Genomic DNA, 16,132 nt, shown 5'->3' with positions numbered 1-16,132 from the left:
ATGCAAAAACGCATGGCAACGCAAATCCTGCACGCGAATCAACGCACTAGACTTGAAGCGCATTCATGAATCTTTCCACAGCCCGCGACATACCGTGCGTCAAAGCATCGGCTGTCAGCCCGTGACCAATGGAAACCTCCACCAGATTTGGCACTCTTTTGACCAGAGCAGGCAGATTGGCGACCGTCAGATCATGCCCGGCATTGACGGCAACACCCGCCTTCGCCGCCGCTTCCGCGGTCTTCGCCAGCCTGTCCAGCTCCAGTGCCTCGCGGCGCGGATCGTCATGCGCGCCGCCATAGGGGCCGGTATAAAGTTCGACACGATCCGCCCCGAGCGCCTTGGCGAGCGCCGGTGCAGCCGGATCGGCATCAATGAACAGGGATACCCGCGCCGACTGGTGTTTCAACTGCTGAATGATCGGCGCCAAGAAATCGCCGTCCTTCGTCAGGTCCCAGCCATGATCGGAGGTGGCCTGCGCCGGATCGTCCGGCACCAGCGTGACCTGCTCGGGCTCGTTCTTGGCGACGAGATCGAGAAACTGCGCCGTCGGATACCCTTCGATGTTGAATTCGGCCTGCGGAAACTCGTCATCGATCAGGGCGCGGATCTCCGGCAGGTCGGCGAAGCGGATATGCCGCTCGTCCGGACGCGGATGCACGGTCAGGCCCGCAGCACCGCCGGCCAAGGCCACGCGGCCAAGCCCGATCACACTGGGCCAGGGCAGGTCGCGGCGATTGCGCAACATGGCGATTGCATTGAGGTTCACGGAAAGGGAAGCTGTCATGCTGAAGTCCAATGTTTTTTCTTGTCCTGATCTTTACAGCAGAAAACGAACATTAAACATTGGAATCTGGTCCGACCCGAAAGATGTTGGCAGGCCGGCCCCTCGCCTCGCAAGTTCTTGCCCGCAAAGAGTACGGTTTGATGAGCCCATCCGATTTTTCCTCGCCGGTTTTTGCCCAATGGCGCGCGCATGCCGCGTCCGACTGGTCTGCCTATGTCGACCACGCCTTTGTGCGCGGCCTCGGCGACGGTTCCCTGCCCGAAACAGCTTTTCTGCACTATCTCGTCCAGGATTACATCTTCCTGTTCCACTTCTCGCGGGCCTGGGGCATGGCTGTCCTGAAGGCGGAAAGCCATGAGGAACTGGAGCTGGCATCGGCAACGGTCCACGCACTGGTCAACCATGAAATGCCGCTGCATATCGAGATATGCGCGAAGGCCGGGATTTCGCGCGAGAGGCTGCTGCAGACCGACGAGGAACCGGAGAACCTCTCCTATACCCGCTACGTCATCGATGCCGGATTGTCAGGTGACTTCCTTGATCTCATTGCGGCTCTTGCACCCTGCGTCATGGGTTATGGCGAAATCGGCGCGCGTCTTGCAGCCACCGCATCGGCAGGCAATCCCTATCAACCGTGGATCGATGCCTATGCGGGCAAGGACTATCAGGAGGCCTGTCACGCGGTCGGACGGCTCATCGAAAGCAGTGTGCATGCCCGGCTCGGCCCGTCACCGCAAACGTCCGGGCGCTGGACGACGCTCAACCGCCGTTTCCGCGTGGCGACACGGCTGGAGGCTGGATTCTGGTCGATGGGGCTGCTCGGCCCGGCGCTTGCTGAATAGACCGGATCCGTTCAGCTCAGAGTTTTCAGCGCACCACCGTCAGCCGTTCGGCTGCGCGGGTGATGGCCGTGTAGAGCCAGCGGTCGCGCGTATCGCGGAAAGCAAAGCTCTCATCGAACAACACGACTTCGTTCCACTGCGAGCCCTGCGCCTTGTGGGTCGTCAGCGCGTAGCCATAGTCGAAATCGTCGTAGCGCTTCTTGGTCTGCCACGGAATTTCCGTATCGGGATCCTCGAACTGCGCCTTGAGCAGCTTGATCTTGGCCACGCCCCTGCCCGGCTCTTCATCCTCCGGCGCCACCAGCAGGTTGATGCCCGGTTTGACGGTCTCCCGCGACGAGGTCATGACCTTCCATAGCGAGCCGTTGAGCAGCCCCTTGGCCGGGTCATTGCGCAGGCACACCAGCTTGTCGCCCGCCTGCGGAAAGGAAGCGGAAAAACCTTTGAGCTCGCGCAGGCGCTGATTGTAGCGGCGGCGGGTGCGGTTCGTACCCACCAGCACCTGATCGGCGCCGAGCACCAGATCCTGCGTCACCTCATTCTTGGAGATGACCTTGGCCGCACCGAAATCCCCGTAGCCGAACTCACGCCCCTCGCGCACATCGAGCGCAAGCCGGAGAATGGGATTGTCGCGCGCCTGCCGGTGGATTTCGCTGAGCAGGAAATCCGGCTCGTGTTCGGTGAAGAACCCGCCGCCGGATATGGGCGGCAGCTGGCCGGGGTCGCCCAGTACCAGAATGGGCGTGCCAAAACTCATGAGATCGCGGCCGAGCTGTTCGTCCACCATCGAGCATTCATCAACGACAATCAGCTTCGCCTTGGAGACCGGGCTTTGCCGGTTGAGCGAGAAGGTCGGGGCGATGCTGGTCTTGCCGGTCGTCTCGTCCTCGACCGCCTCTTCGCCGCGCGGACGATAGATCAGCGAATGCAGCGTCCGCGCATTGGCAGCGCCCTTCGAACGCAGAACCTGCGCGGCCTTGCCGGTGAAAGCGGCGAACTGCACATCGCCGTCAATATGCTCGGCGAAATAGCGGGCCAGCGTCGTCTTGCCGGTACCGGCATAGCCGAAAAGCCGAAAAAGCGGGCTGCGCCCGTCTTTCAGCCATTTGGAAACGGCGCCAAGCGCCTCATCCTGTTGTGGTGATAATTGCATGGCCCTGACTGACAGGATTCGCCCGCAAAGGGCAAGGAAAATGGGTGAATAACACCTTATACTATAGATTATCCGGGTTCCCGGGCCGGATTTTACCCGCGCCGGAATAGCCGGTTTCCGTGTCGGTCATGCGGAATTCGTCGCCCTTCACCTGCAGGCGCCAGCAGACCTTCTGCTCCTCACCCTCATAGAGCAGGCAGAGCGTGTCATGCTCCAGCGTCCACTCGCCCGCATAGGCCATGCCGTTGGTCAGCACCTTGTCCGGCTTGCAGCATTCGATCAGCTTGCCGCGCGATTTACCGTCGACTCCGAGAAACTCGGTGAAATTGAACGGCGGCTGCGCCTTGACTTCGCCGGTGATGGTCGCGCCGGTCAGCAGCTTGCGCAGGTCCTGTTCGGTGGTTGCGGGCCAGGGCGCGTCCTGCGCCCGGACAGGTGCGGAAAAACTGGCCACTGCCACAAGCATCCATGCAATCGCTGCGCGGCGGACCGTCAAAGCTCCATGCATCTCAAGACCTTTCCGGATCATTTTCCAGCCTGATCGGCTGACCATGCGGTGTTGCGTGGGCCGCACGTTGCCATGAAGCGGCGAGATCATCAACATCCGTCGACTTTGCCACGTTCTTGGCCGCAACGAGGGATTCCAGTGCCGCGACCCAGCGATGGTAGTAATCACTGCCATCCTCCAGCGCACCGGGCCGTTTCAGTTCGGTGGAGAGCGCCTGTGCCCACTCATCCCAGCCGAACAGTCCCCGGCTGTGCAGGGCCAGCACCATGGCGAAGGCTTCCGCCTGCCATGGCTCGGCAAAAACCGGCGCATCGATCCCTTCGCCCAAACCTTGCGAATGCGCGATCAGCTCACGCAGGCTCAAGATAGCTCTCCCAGGCGTCGATGCTGACGGTCAGGGTCGGATCGGCGCCCTCGCCCCAGATCTCCGCCGCCGTGAACACGACGGTGTAGACATATTGCGGGTTCTCGCCTTGCCCATGCGCATTGGTGTCCGGGAAGACGAAGCCCTCGCGCACAGCTTCTACCATGCCGGTTTTCCCACGGGCGTAGCGCGGCAGCCGCGTATGTGTGTGCGGGTTGAAATTGCGGGTTCTGACGCGGTTCCCCGCCTGGAAACGCGGCGCCTGTCCGACCGGACGGTCGCAGGGACCGCCCTTCGCCAGAACGGCGGCAACATTCTCCGCTTGCAGGACGCGCTTGGGCTCTGTTCCCTTGCCGAGCGAATGTCCCTGCGCCAACTCCGCATCGGTGACGAATCCATGGCGCTTCAGCAGCGCTTCCAGCGCCTTGGTCCAGATCTCGTAATAGCTGGAGGCATAATAGTCGGCGGGATGCAGGCTTTCGCGGGCATGGCGGCTTTCGTCGATGTTCCAATGCCCCATGGCTCCGGCGGCCAGGGTCAGACCCAGCGCCCGCTTTTCCCACGCCGCATGGAAATGGGGCTCATCCTTCTCCGGATTGACCGGACCGAAGCCCATCTGCCCGCCAAGATCCTGCGGCCCGTTCATGCCACCTCCGGCACACGGGCGAGCCCCGTGCCGATCATCGAATCGCGCGTCACCAGCGTGGCAAGCCGTTCCTCGCTCCAGCCATCGGTGCCTTCCGGGCGCAGCGGGATGATGAGGTAGCGCAGCTCGGCGGTCGAATCCCACACGCGGATGCTGGTGGTATCGGGCAGAACCAGATCAAACTCCGCCAGCACACCGCGCGGATCGATGACGGCGCGCGAGCGGTAAGGCGGCGACTTGTACCAGACGGGCGGCAAGCCGAGCACCGACCATGGGTAGCAGGAACACAGCGTGCACACGACGAGATTGTGGGTTTCCGGCGTGTTGAACACCGCCTGCATGTGCTCGCCCTGGCGGCCGGTATAGCTCAGCGACGCAATGGCTGCGGTCGCATCGCGTCTCAACCAGGCATTGAATTCCGGATCGACCCACGCCTTGGCCACAACCTTCGCACCGTTGCGCGGCCCGACTTTGGTCTCATAGGTCTCGACAATGGCATGGATCGCCTCGGGATCGACAAGACCTTTTTCAGTCAGGATGGTTTCGAGTGCCCGCACCCGCGCGGCCATGGGATCGAGTTCATTGTCGTGGTGGTGATCGTGATCATGGGACATGGTGGAAACTTATGCGCCTCCCGCATTTCGTGCAAGATCAGCGCAGCATCGGCCAGAGACTGGCGACAAGCAAGGCCGCCATGCTGATATTGAACCATTTCAGCCGCGCCGGGTCCGACAGCCAGCCGCGCATGAACTGGCCGAAGGCCGCCCAGCTCGACACCGAGGGCACGTTGACCAGGGCGAAGGCGATGCCGACAATCAGCACTGTGGCGAGATAGGCCTGCGGCGCGGTATAGGTCGCCATCGCCGTCACCGCCATTACCCAGGCCTTGGGGTTGACCCACTGGAAGGCTGCCGCCTCTAGGAATGTCATGGGGCGGGCATTGCTATCAACCGTGCCGAGCGAGCGCGACGTCGCGATCTTGTAGGCGAGATAGACCAGATAGGCGCCGCCGGCGAATTTGAGGATCGTGTAGACCAGCGGAATGGTCTGGATCAGGGCGCCCAGGCCAAGACCGACGCCGATCAGCAGCGAAAAGAAGCCGCTGCCGATGCCCAGCATATGCGGAATGGTGCGCCGGAAGCCGAAATTCACCCCGGACGCGAGCAGCATCAGATTGTTGGGTCCCGGCGTGATCGACGTGACGAAGGCAAAAACGAGGAGCGTGAAAAAGATTTCGAGCGACATGACAAACCGGATCTGATGCGTGGGGAAGATTTAAGCTTCGGGTTCATGTCGCTCAATCGCAATCTTGTCAGGGATACAATTGCGTATCCCTGAGTCTGATTGCCGCTGAAGCCTACATGCCCTGCGGGCCGCGGTTCATGGCGGCGACACCGGTCCGGCAGATCTCGACGAGGCCGAGCGGCTTCATGATGGCGATGAACTGATCGAGCTTCGACCCCTTGCCGGTGATTTCGAAGATGAAATGCTCTGTCGTGGCATCCGCCACCTTGGCGTGGAATGCATCGGCAAGACGCAGTGCCTCATTGCGGTTCTCGCCAAGACCCGCCACCTTGACCAGCGCCAGCTCGCGCTGGATCGGCTTGTCATTGCCGAGTTCGTCAGCCCGGACGGAAAGATCAACCACCCGGTGTACCGGAACGATGCGTTCGAGCTGGTGGCGGATCTGGTCGAGCACATGCGGGGTGCCGCGCGTCACGATGGTGATGCGCGACAGATGCTGTTCGTGCTCGGTTTCCGAGACGGTCAGGCTTTCAATGTTGTAGCCACGGCCGGAAAACAGGCCGATCACCCGCGCAAGGACGCCGGGTTCGTTGTCAACGAGAACCGATAGCACCGTGGTGATCGGTAGCTCTGTCTCCTTGGCAATAAAATATGCCGAGCCGGAGGCTAGATTTTGAGCGTTCATTTGGTGTTTCCTCTCCGGTTTGTTAAACGAGCTGCCGTCCCTTGGCATCGATGGCATTGGCAACGGCTTCATCCGTCGCTTCGTCAGGCAGAAGCATCTCATTATGCGCCTTGCCGGACGGAATCATCGGGAAGCAGTTTGCCAGATTGGCCACGCGGCAATCGAACAGAACCGGTTTCTTCACGTCGATCATTTCCTGAATGGCATCGTCGAGATCGCCCGGCTTTTCGCAGCGGATGCCATGGCCACCATAGGCTTCCGCCAGCTTGACGAAATCGGGCAAGGCTTCCGTATAGGAGTGGGACAGGCGGTTGCCATGCAGCAATTGCTGCCATTGGCGCACCATGCCCATATACTGGTTGTTCAGGATGAAGATCTTGATCGGCGCTTCGTACTGCACCGCCGCGCTCATTTCCTGCATGGTCATCTGCACCGAGGCATCGCCGGCAATGTCGATGACCAGCGAATTGGGATGGGCAATCTGCACGCCCAACGCCGCCGGCAGGCCATACCCCATGGTGCCGAGGCCGCCGGAGGTCATCCAGCGGTTGGGCTTTTCAAAACCATAGAACTGTGCCGCCCACATCTGGTGCTGCCCGACTTCCGTCGTGATGAAGGTGTCGCGATCCTTGGTCAGCGCATAGAGCCGCTCCAGGGCATATTGCGGCATGATCACGTCCTTGTTGCGTGTATAGGACAGGGACTTGCGCGACCGCCATTTGTCGATCTGCGCCCACCATTCGCCTATCGCCTTCTTTTCAGGCTTTTCGGACGAAGCGCGCCACAGCCGGACCATGTCTTCCAGAACCCGGCCAACATCGCCAACCACGGGAATGTCGACGCGAACCGCCTTGTTGATCGAGGACGGGTCGATATCGATGTGGATTTTCTTCGAGTTGGGCGAGAAGCCATTGAGGCGCCCGGTGATGCGGTCGTCGAAGCGCGCGCCGATGCAGACCATGACGTCGCAATCATGCATCGTCATGTTGGCCTCGTAGGTGCCGTGCATGCCCAGCATGCCCAGCCAGTTCTTGCCTGATGCCGGATAGGCGCCGAGGCCCATCAGCGTCGAGGTGATCGGGAAATTGGTCAGCTCCACCAGTTCGCGCAGCAGATGGCTGGCCTGCGGGCCGGAATTGATGACACCGCCGCCGGAATAGATGACCGGGCGCTTGGCTGTCGCCATCAGGGCAACGGCCTGCTTGATCGCCTCGATATCGCCCTCGACCTTGGGACGATAGCTGGTGCGCGGCGATGTTTCCGGCGGCGTATAGAAGCCGGTGGCAAACTGGACGTCTTTCGGCACGTCAACGAGAACCGGCCCCGGACGGCCGGTGCGCGCCACGTGGAAGGCTTCGTGCAGGATGCGCGCGAGATCGTTGACGTCCTTCACCAGCCAGTTGTGCTTGGTGCATGGACGCGTGATACCGATCGTATCGCATTCCTGAAACGCATCCGAGCCGATGAGCGTGGTCGGAACCTGGCCGCTGATGCAGACCAGCGGGATGGAGTCCATCAAGGCATCCTGCAGCGGCGTCACCGCATTGGTCGCACCGGGGCCGGATGTGACCAGCATCACGCCGACCTTGCCGGTGGAACGGGCATAGCCCTCCGCCGCGTGACCGGCGCCCTGCTCATGGCGAACCAGCACGTGATTGATCTTGTCCTGCTGATGCAGCTCGTCATAAATGGGAAGGACCGCACCACCCGGATATCCGAAAATGTCCGTCACGCCCTGATCGATGAGTGCCTGAATGACCATTTCGGCACCGGTCATCTCCCGTCGTTGCGATGTGTGGTTGTCACTATCCTGCTTGTCTGCGGTCATCGATCTCTTCCCGTGTATTCTGCGGCTCTCGGCCTTCCAGAAGGTGTTTTCGTTTAGCGTAAGGTTTGGAAATAAAAAAGGCCCCCGAAGGAGCCTGTGTTTCGCGCATGGGAGCTTCCGCCGGGTGCTTACAACACCCTGCCCATGCGCGGTCCCACGACGATAAGAACTGTTTTCATGGTCGCGGACGATAATTAAGCAAACTCTATCCGTCAACGGCAAAATTCAGGAAATTGAAATGTTCGCAAACAAAGCAATGCTTTGGCGCAACATCCTTCAAATGTGAAATGCATCGCTAAGATATTCTCAATGCCTTGCGCCTAGAGTTCAATTCCGTTGCCAAGTCCCAGGATTGACCACGACCCATGAGCGCTGAAGCCCTGCCCTCTGCACAATCAAGACCGATGGTCCGCAACCGGACCGATGGGCATGTCATCGAATGCAACGGCGACAAGGCCATCATCCACGCCAAGACCGGCCCGTCGATCACGGCATCGGACGATTACTGGTCTGTCGGCCAGCTTATCTCCATTCAGGTTGCCGACAGCCGTGTGGTTGGTCTTGTCTACAAGGTTGAGCTGCCCAATGCCGAATGGCAGCAGGATGTCGATCAAAGCATCCATATCCATGTGGAACTCGTCGGCCAGGTCGATGCGCATATCGACGGCAAATTGCGCTTCTCCTCGGGCATCACCACCTATCCGCACATGGGCGCCATCGCCCATCGCATCCGCGCCGCCGATCTGGCCACCATCTACACCACATCGCTGAAGAACACGGTTTCCATCGGCCACCTCTCGCAGAATGCCGACATTCCGGCGCTGATCTCGGTCGACAGCCTGATCTCCCGCCATTTCGCCGTGCTTGGCAGCACGGGCGTCGGCAAATCCAGCGCCGTGACCCTGCTTTTGCGCAAAATCATTTCGCAGCGTCCCGATCTGCGCGTCCTCATTCTTGATCCGCACAACGAATTTGCCAGCGCGTTTCCCGATCTCGCCATTTCCATCGACTACAGCACCTTCGATTTGCCGTACTGGATGTTCAAGCTGGAGGAATTCGGCGAAGCCGTGTTCCGCGGACGCCCGCAAATCGCGGCTGAAATCGATATTCTGCGCGATCTCATTCCGCTCGCCAAAGAACGTTTCGCCAATGTTGAAGCGGCCGCCACATCGTCCCTCCTAAGGAAAGAACGTGACTTTGCCTCGATGACCGCCGATACGCCAACGCCCTACCGGATGGCGGATCTGATCAAGCTGCTGGAGGAGCGCATCGGCCAGCTCGACGGCAAGACGGACCGGCCGACCATGAAGGCGCTGCGCTACCGCCTGCAGGCATTGGTCGCCGATCCGCGCTACCGCTTCATGTTCTCGGCCCCGGCAACACTCGATACGATGCGCCAGACCGTCGGCCACATTTTCCGCGTGCCGAAAAACGACCGGCCCATCTGCGTGTTCCAGCTGGCGGGATTGCCGTCGGAAGTGGTGAACTCCGTCGCCTCGGTTCTCTGCCGGATGGCTTTTGACCTCGCTGTTTCCAGCGATGGCAATGTGCAGACGCTTGTCGTGTGCGAGGAAGCACACCGTTATATCCCCGCCGATACCAGTGCCGGGTTCTGGCCGACGCGCCAGGCCATTGCACGCATCGCCAAGGAAGGCCGCAAATACGGCGTCTATCTCTCCGTCATCACCCAGCGTCCCGGCGAGCTCGACCCGACGATCCTCTCCCAGTGCAGCACGGTTTTCGCCATGCGGCTCGGCAATGAGCGCGACCAGGAAATCGTCCGCGGCGCCATCAGCGGCGCGTCGCAAAGCGCCGTGGGCTTCCTGTCGTCGATCGCCAACCGCGAGGCGATCGCCTTCGGTGAGGCCGTGCCGACACCGATGCGCATGATGTTCGAAACCATCGCGCCGGAACATCTGCCCGCCGCGCATATGACGCAGCAGCAGGAAGCCATGCGCAGCGGCGACAGCCACGTGTCGCTCGACATGATCCTCGTCCGGATGCGCCAGCTGAATGCTGCCGACAGCACCACGACCGAACATGCATCGGCCGGTTTTCTGGCCCCGGAAAAGCCGGCGATGGTCCAGCGCCCCGCGGTACCCCTCCCGCCGGAACCGGTCCGGAGCCAGTGGCGCGCGGCCGAATCCGCCCCGATCATCGAAGAGCCGCGCAAACCGGCGCGATCCGAGACCGAAGGGTTTCGCGCCAGCGACCTCATCCGCAGCTTCCGCACCGACAAGACTTAAGGGCCGGGATAGGCGATCCGCTCCCAGTCGTCGCCGAGCTGGTTGCGGAACCAGGTCATTTGCCGCTTGGCATATTGCCGCGTCGCAATTGTCGACAGCTCGGCTGCCTGTGCAGGCGTGATCGTGCCTGCCAGCATCCTGGCGATTTCACCGACCCCGATGGCTCGCATGGCGGGCAGATCGGATGACAATCCGAGCGCAAGCAGGGCTTTGACCTCCCCGGCCGCTCCCTTCTCCAGCATGGTTGCAAACCGCAGCGCGATCCGTTCGCCAAGCCAGGCCCGGTCCGGGTCGATGACGATCTTGCGGGCCGAGGCCGCATCGATCAAAGGCGTGCCGGTTTGCTTCTGCCAATCGATGATCGACCGTCCCGATGCGTCGATCACTTCCAGCGCCCGCACGACGCGCTGGCTGTCGGTCGGGCGCAGCGCCGCCGCGGCCTGCGGGTCTTTTTCGCTCAAAATGGCGTGCAGCTGCTGCGCACCGACCTGCGCGTCCTGCGCGCGCCAATAGGCCCGCACATCATCGGGTATGTCCGGCATGGCCGAGAGGCCGCCGAGCAGCGCCCGGAAATAAAGCCCGGTGCCGCCGACAAAGATCAGCGGGCGGTCACCCGCAGCTTCGGTTTTCAGCAGGTGTTCGACATCGGCGAACCAGCGGCCGGTGGAATAGGCTTCGGACGGCGGGACATGGCCATAGAGGCAATGCGGCGCTTGCCGAAGATCATCCGGCCCCGGCCGTGCGGTGAGCACATCGAGCACGCCGTAGACCTGCATGGAATCGGTATTGACGATCCAGCCGCCGGTTTCCTCGGCATAGCGCAGCGCCAATGCCGACTTGCCGCTTGCCGTCGGTCCGGCTATCAGGATTGTCTGTCTTCTTGTCACACCAATCGTCCAATCGGGAAATGCTCATGCCCTTGATGGCCACGCTTATCGCCAATCCGGCTTCACCCCGTCTCAGCGCATCGCTCGGGATTAAAGCCTCAGCGGCACTCAATGCAACAGGACTTTACTGGCTGGCCGACGGAATTGCCTGCGATCTCGCCCTGCGCACAGGCTCTGACCCGGTGGAGGCCCATGCGGAACTGGCGCGGATCGTCGATGGCGAGCCCATCGATATCGTCGTGCAGGAACAGGATACACGGCGCAAGAAAATCCTGATCGCCGACATGGATTCCACCATGATCCAGCAGGAATGCATCGACGAACTGGCCGAAGAGGCCGGCCTGCGCGACAAGGTGGCGGCCATCACCGCCCGCGCCATGAACGGCGAGATCGCCTTCGAGCCCGCCCTGCGTGAACGGGTGGCACTGCTCAAGGGCCTGCCCTATTCCGTCATCGACAAGGTCATCGCCAGCCGTATCACCCTCATGCCCGGCGGACCCGAGCTTGTTCGCACCATGCGCAAACATGGGGCCTATACGGCGCTCGTTTCGGGCGGCTTTACCGTCTTCACCCAGCGCATCGCCGCCATGATCGGCTTTCACGAGAACAGCGCCAATACGCTCATCGACAATGGTGAAACGCTCACCGGCGAAGTCACCGAACCCATCCTCGGCCGCGAGGCCAAGGTCGCCGCACTCAACGCCATCTGCGAACGCTTCAACCTGTCACCGGACGAGGCTCTTGCCGTCGGCGACGGCGCCAATGACCTCGGCATGCTGCAGCTTGCCGGCACAGGTGTCGCACTCCACGCCAAGCCGTCGGTCGCGGCACAGGCAAAGGTCCGGGTGGATCATGGCGATCTCACCGCGCTGCTCTACATCCAGGGCTATCGCAAGACCGACTTTGTCATCTGACAGCGCCGGAAACAAAAAAGGCGGCCATTGGCCGCCTTTTTGCTGAGGTCGTTGAGACGTCAGTTCATCTGCAAAGTCACGAAGCGCAATTCGCCCGTCTTGGATGCCAGCATCAAAAGGGCATTCTTGCGGCCTTCATCGCGCAGCTTCTCGATGCGGGCAGCCACGTCTTCCGGCGTCTTGACGGCTTCCTGGGCAATATCGACGATCACGTCGCCCGCTTCGATCCGCTTGTTCGCGGCAATCGATTGGGCCTGCACTTCGGTGATCAGAACGCCCTCGACCTCCTTGGCAATGCCGAATGTCTTTCTGCTGTCATCGTCGAGCACGCCGAGCGTCATGCCGAGGACATCCACATCCTGCGCGGCGTCTTCATCCTGATCGGTCTGCGACTGGGATTTCTCCTTGGTCTTGGCGTCGGTTGTATCTTCCAGCCGGCCGAGCGTGACCTTGACCGTCTGTTCCTTGCCCTTGCGCACCACGACGACATCGACTTCCTTGCCGACAGGGCTTTCCGCCACGGCGCGCGGCAGGTCCTTTACATTGTTCACCGGCTTGCCGTCGAACCTGGTGATGACATCACCGGGCAGGATGGAGCCGTTGGCCACGGGACCGCCATCAATGATACCGGCAACCAGCGCACCCTTGCTTGAGGTCATCCCCAGGCTTTCGGCGATATCGTCGGTGACCGGCTGGATGCGCACGCCAAGCCAGCCGCGCTGCACTTCGCCATGGTCGCGCAATTGCTGGATCACACCGGATGCGAGGTCCGCCGGAATGGCAAAGCCGATGCCGATCGATCCGCCGGTCGGCGAAATGATCGCCGTGTTGATCCCGATCACCTGTCCGTACATGTCGAACAGCGGGCCGCCGGAATTGCCCCGGTTGATCGCCGCATCCGTCTGGATGAAATTGTCATAGGGGCCGGAATTGATGTCGCGGTTGCGGGCGGAAACGATACCCACCGTCACGGTGCCGCCAAGACCGAATGGGTTGCCGATGGCCATGACCCAATCGCCGATACGGGCCTTAGAGGAATCGCCGAACTTGACCGCGACCAGCTTGTGCCTTTTCGGGTCGACCTTGAGCACCGCCAGATCGGTCTTGGTGTCCTTGCCGACCAGTTCCGCCTTCAGCTTCGACCCATCGGTGAAATTCACCTCGATATCATCCGCATCGGCGATCACATGATTGTTGGTCACGACGATGCCCTGCTCCGCATCGATGACAAAGCCGGAGCCCAATGACTGAACCTTGCGGGACGGATTGTTCTCACCCGGCTTCTGCTTGCCGAAATACTCGTCGAAGAACTCCTGGAACGGCGATCCCTCGGGGACTTTCGGCATGGGAACCGGTCCGGAATCGCCATCCTGCCCCTTGACGGTCTGCGACGTCGAAATATTGACCACCGCATCCAGCAGACCCTCGGCGAGATCGGCGACGGATGCCGGGCCCTGGGCTTTCGGCTGCGCCGATTGTGCTGCCGCGATGGTCACAAAGGCGGGCGTCACGCTCGTGGCGGACAGGGCAATCAGCGCGATTGCCGCAGTGGCAGAACGGAAAATCGGGCGACCAGGAGTGAAAACCATGCGTTCGGGCCTTTGTCAGTGTACTCGGATTAAAAAATAAATAGCGATGAATTACAACAGAGCCGCGAGAGTAGACGAAAATATGGCCGTCAGACTGCAAGTCTGATCAAGTTAGGTAATGGCGGGGCCCGCCCTTACCCCCGTGCGAGCCAGACGATAACCACGCCGATGGCAACCGACGCGACACCGGCCATGCGCAGAAAGCCATCCGGCTGTCCGCTGACATCCCGCGCGACGCGCTTTGCGATCAGCGGGAAACAGCCGTAGAGCAGCCCCTCGAAGACGAGGAACAGCCCTACGGCATCCAGAAAGTCGATCATGCCTGGCCTGCCCCTATTGCGGGGCAGGTTTTGCAGCGGCCGGCGCCGGCGGAACAGCGCCACCATTGGCATCCTGGAAATACCGGAAGAACTCGGAATTGGGCGAAAGCACCATCGTTGTCCCCGTATTATCCAGCGCCGTGCCATAGGCAGCCATGGACCGGTAGAACGCGAAGAAATCCGGATCCTTGGAGAAGGCATCGGCAAAGATCCGGCTGCGCTCGCCTTCACCCTCACCGCGGGCGATTTCCGATTCCTTGCGGGCTTCCGCAATGATCTCGACCACCTGGCGATCGGCAATCGCCTTGATGCGCTGGGCAGCTTCACGGCCGCGGGCCCGCAGGAATTCAGCCTGGGCAAGACGCTCGGCCTTCATGCGCTCGAACGTCTGCTGCGACACTTCCTGGGTCAGGTCGGTCCGGCGAACGCGCACGTCCGCAATCTCGAGACCCAGCGATTCCGCATCCGGACGCAGCTGTTCGCGCACTTCACGCATCATGCCCGCACGCTCGTCGGAAAGCGCGGCTTCAAATCCACGCAGACCGTAAACGCTACGCAAGGATGCATCGAGACGCGTGCGCAAACGGGCCTGTGCGAATTCCACGTCGCCCGACACGGTCTGGCGGAACTTGCGCGGATCGGTGATTCGGTAGACCAGGAAGGCATCGACTTCGTAGAACTTGCCGCCCGAAACCTGAACGCGGATATTGTCGAGTTCAAAGCTCAGCAGACGATCTTCGATCATCTGGACATTGTCGGCTTCAAGAAAGCCGAACGGCAGCTTGAAATAGATACCGGGCTGGGTCTTCACATCGACGATCTGGCCGAAGCGCAGGACAATGGCCTGCTGACGTTCATTGACGACGAAAACCGAGGAATAAACCAAAAGGGCGATGAATGCGATGAGACCCGCAATAAGAGGAAGACGATTCTGGCTCATTACTTTGTCCCCTCAGTCGGGCGCTGCTGCTTTGTGATCTCCGACAACGGCAGATAGGGCACGACCCCCTGACCGTTCTTCTGGTCGACAATCACCTTGTTCGAGTCCTTCAGCACACGTTCCATCGTTTCGAGGAAAAGACGCTTGCGGGTCACTTCCGGCGCCTTCACATACTGGTCATAGACCGATGTGAAGCGCTGGGCCTCACCCTGTGCTTCCTGCACGATGCGGTTCTTGTAGGCGGCCGCATCTTCGCGGATCTGCGCACCTTCACCGCGGGCCTGACCGAGTTTCTGGTTGGAATACTGGTTCGACTCCTCGACGAAGCGGTCTTCGTCCTGTTCGGCACGCTGCACTTCATCGAAGGCATCGGCCACTTCACGCGGCGGCGACGCATCCTCGATGGAGACGGCATTGACCTGAACACCGGCGCCGTAATCATCCAGTGTCTTCTGGATGATGCCGCGCACGTCATTGGCGATGCCCGCACGATTGTCGCGGAAAATGTCCTGCGCCGGGCTGCGGCCAACGATTTCACGCATGGCGCTCTCGGAGACCTGCTGGACCATGTTTTCCGGACTCTGCACATGGAAGAGGTAAGCAACCGGGTCGGAAACGCGGTAAAGAATGGAGAACTGAACGTTCACGATGTTCTGGTCGCCGGTCAGCATCAGGCCTTCCTTGGCGCCCGATACGCCCTGCCCGCCGATGTTCTTCTGCTTCTCGACGATCTGGACCTTTTCATAGGTCTCGATGGGCCAGAGATGGAAGTGCAGGCCGGGCTCGGAAATATCCGCCTTCGGCTTGCCGAAGCGCAGTTCGACAGCGCGTTCATCCGGCTGGACCGTGTAGATCGACTGGAAAAGCCAGAAGGCAACCAGGGCAAGCGCCGCCAATCCGAAGATCGTCGAACTGCTGCCGGTGCCGCCGGGAAGTGCCTGGCGCAGACGGTCCTGGCCACGGCGGATAATATCTTCAAGGTCGGGCGGATTACCTCCGGGACCTCCGCCTTGCGGCTTCTGGCCCCATGGACCGCCGCCGCCGCCATTGTTGTTACCGCCGCCACCCCAAGGGCCGCCGCCACCGTTCTGATTACTCCAGGGCATTCCTACCTCATGTTTTGGAACGAGATTCGCCACCCCATGGCAACGTCCCGCTAACCCGATATCCCGTTTATA

17 protein-coding genes are annotated in these 16,132 nt (G+C 61.0%); 3 read left to right on the top strand and 14 right to left on the bottom strand.

Annotation, left to right across the window (positions count from 1 at the left end; translation table 11 throughout):
• Window positions 1-46: 46 nt before the first annotated feature.
• The gene (locus tag RDL77_RS07830; RefSeq protein ID WP_288192438.1) at window positions 47-787 is read right to left on the bottom strand and encodes a pyridoxine 5'-phosphate synthase; all 741 of its coding nucleotides are present in this window, start codon (window positions 785-787) and stop codon (window positions 47-49) included.
• Window positions 788-927: 140 nt separating this feature from the next.
• Here RDL77_RS07830 and RDL77_RS07825 point away from each other — a divergent pair, with 140 nt between their 5' ends.
• Window positions 928-1,629 carry a TenA family protein gene (locus tag RDL77_RS07825; RefSeq protein ID WP_288192437.1) on the top strand — a complete coding sequence of 234 codons (702 nt, stop codon included), beginning with the start codon at window positions 928-930 and terminating at the stop codon, window positions 1,627-1,629.
• Window positions 1,630-1,654: 25 nt separating this feature from the next.
• On the opposite strand, the gene RDL77_RS07820 is transcribed toward RDL77_RS07825, so the two are convergent.
• From RDL77_RS07820 to RDL77_RS07785, 8 genes are all read right to left on the bottom strand, one after another.
• Window positions 1,655-2,782, bottom strand: coding sequence for an ATP-dependent RecD-like DNA helicase (locus tag RDL77_RS07820; RefSeq protein WP_288192436.1), 1,128 nt, complete (start codon window positions 2,780-2,782; stop codon window positions 1,655-1,657).
• 61 nt (window positions 2,783-2,843) lie between these two features.
• The gene (locus RDL77_RS07815) at window positions 2,844-3,311 is read right to left on the bottom strand and encodes a hypothetical protein (RefSeq protein ID WP_288192435.1); all 468 of its coding nucleotides are present in this window, start codon (window positions 3,309-3,311) and stop codon (window positions 2,844-2,846) included.
• On the bottom strand, window positions 3,292-3,654 hold the full coding sequence (locus RDL77_RS07810; protein WP_288192434.1) for a nitrile hydratase accessory protein: 363 nt from the start codon (window positions 3,652-3,654) through the stop codon (window positions 3,292-3,294). Before RDL77_RS07810 ends, RDL77_RS07815 begins: the two co-directional genes overlap by 20 nt.
• Entirely contained in the window at window positions 3,641-4,300 is a 660-nt protein-coding gene (gene nthB, locus RDL77_RS07805; protein WP_288192433.1) for a nitrile hydratase subunit beta, read from the bottom strand. Before nthB ends, RDL77_RS07810 begins: the two co-directional genes overlap by 14 nt.
• Window positions 4,297-4,914, bottom strand: a complete 618-nt coding sequence (gene nthA, locus RDL77_RS07800; RefSeq protein ID WP_223612777.1) for a nitrile hydratase subunit alpha — start codon at window positions 4,912-4,914, stop codon at window positions 4,297-4,299. Before nthA ends, nthB begins: the two co-directional genes overlap by 4 nt.
• A 37-nt stretch (window positions 4,915-4,951) precedes the next feature.
• Window positions 4,952-5,545: a LysE family translocator gene (locus tag RDL77_RS07795; RefSeq protein ID WP_288192432.1), complete on the bottom strand. Its 594-nt coding sequence runs from the start codon at window positions 5,543-5,545 to the stop codon at window positions 4,952-4,954.
• 112 nt (window positions 5,546-5,657) lie between these two features.
• Window positions 5,658-6,230 carry an acetolactate synthase small subunit gene (ilvN, locus tag RDL77_RS07790; RefSeq protein ID WP_091877790.1) on the bottom strand — a complete coding sequence of 191 codons (573 nt, stop codon included), beginning with the start codon at window positions 6,228-6,230 and terminating at the stop codon, window positions 5,658-5,660.
• 22 nt (window positions 6,231-6,252) lie between these two features.
• Window positions 6,253-8,058, bottom strand: a complete 1,806-nt coding sequence (locus RDL77_RS07785; RefSeq protein WP_288192431.1) for an acetolactate synthase 3 large subunit — start codon at window positions 8,056-8,058, stop codon at window positions 6,253-6,255.
• A gap of 365 nt (window positions 8,059-8,423) precedes the next feature.
• Between RDL77_RS07785 and RDL77_RS07780 the strand changes: the two genes are divergently transcribed.
• Window positions 8,424-10,304, top strand: coding sequence for an ATP-binding protein (locus RDL77_RS07780; RefSeq protein WP_288192430.1), 1,881 nt, complete (start codon window positions 8,424-8,426; stop codon window positions 10,302-10,304).
• Here the strand turns inward: RDL77_RS07780 and miaA are convergent.
• Window positions 10,301-11,197, bottom strand: a complete 897-nt coding sequence (gene miaA / locus RDL77_RS07775; protein WP_374042688.1) for a tRNA (adenosine(37)-N6)-dimethylallyltransferase MiaA — start codon at window positions 11,195-11,197, stop codon at window positions 10,301-10,303. The two genes, RDL77_RS07780 and miaA, sit on opposite strands and share 4 nt — an antisense overlap.
• Window positions 11,198-11,217: 20 nt before the next feature.
• Between miaA and serB the strand changes: the two genes are divergently transcribed.
• Complete coding sequence (gene serB, locus RDL77_RS07770; RefSeq protein ID WP_288192428.1) at window positions 11,218-12,105, top strand: phosphoserine phosphatase SerB; 888 nt, start codon at window positions 11,218-11,220, stop codon at window positions 12,103-12,105.
• A gap of 59 nt (window positions 12,106-12,164) precedes the next feature.
• On the opposite strand, the gene RDL77_RS07765 is transcribed toward serB, so the two are convergent.
• The 4 genes from RDL77_RS07765 to hflK all read right to left on the bottom strand — a co-directional run bounded on the left by RDL77_RS07765 (window position 12,165) and on the right by hflK (window position 16,060).
• The gene (locus RDL77_RS07765) at window positions 12,165-13,694 is read right to left on the bottom strand and encodes a DegQ family serine endoprotease (protein WP_288192427.1); all 1,530 of its coding nucleotides are present in this window, start codon (window positions 13,692-13,694) and stop codon (window positions 12,165-12,167) included.
• A 134-nt stretch (window positions 13,695-13,828) separates the two neighbouring features.
• A complete protein-coding gene (locus RDL77_RS07760; protein WP_288192426.1) occupies window positions 13,829-14,014 on the bottom strand; it encodes a DUF2065 family protein in 186 nt (61 codons plus the stop codon).
• A 13-nt stretch (window positions 14,015-14,027) separates the two neighbouring features.
• Window positions 14,028-14,954, bottom strand: coding sequence for a protease modulator HflC (hflC, locus tag RDL77_RS07755; protein ID WP_223612769.1), 927 nt, complete (start codon window positions 14,952-14,954; stop codon window positions 14,028-14,030).
• Complete coding sequence (hflK, locus tag RDL77_RS07750) at window positions 14,954-16,060, bottom strand: FtsH protease activity modulator HflK (RefSeq protein WP_105732232.1); 1,107 nt, start codon at window positions 16,058-16,060, stop codon at window positions 14,954-14,956. Before hflK ends, hflC begins: the two co-directional genes overlap by 1 nt.
• Between the last annotated feature and the right edge of the window lie 72 nt (window positions 16,061-16,132).

It is taken from the genome of uncultured Phyllobacterium sp. (assembly GCF_902479695.1).
Taxonomy (GTDB): domain Bacteria; phylum Pseudomonadota; class Alphaproteobacteria; order Rhizobiales; family Rhizobiaceae; genus Phyllobacterium; species Phyllobacterium calauticae.
Note: the sequence above shows the minus strand (reverse complement) of the source record. Positions and strands in the feature narration are given on the sequence as shown.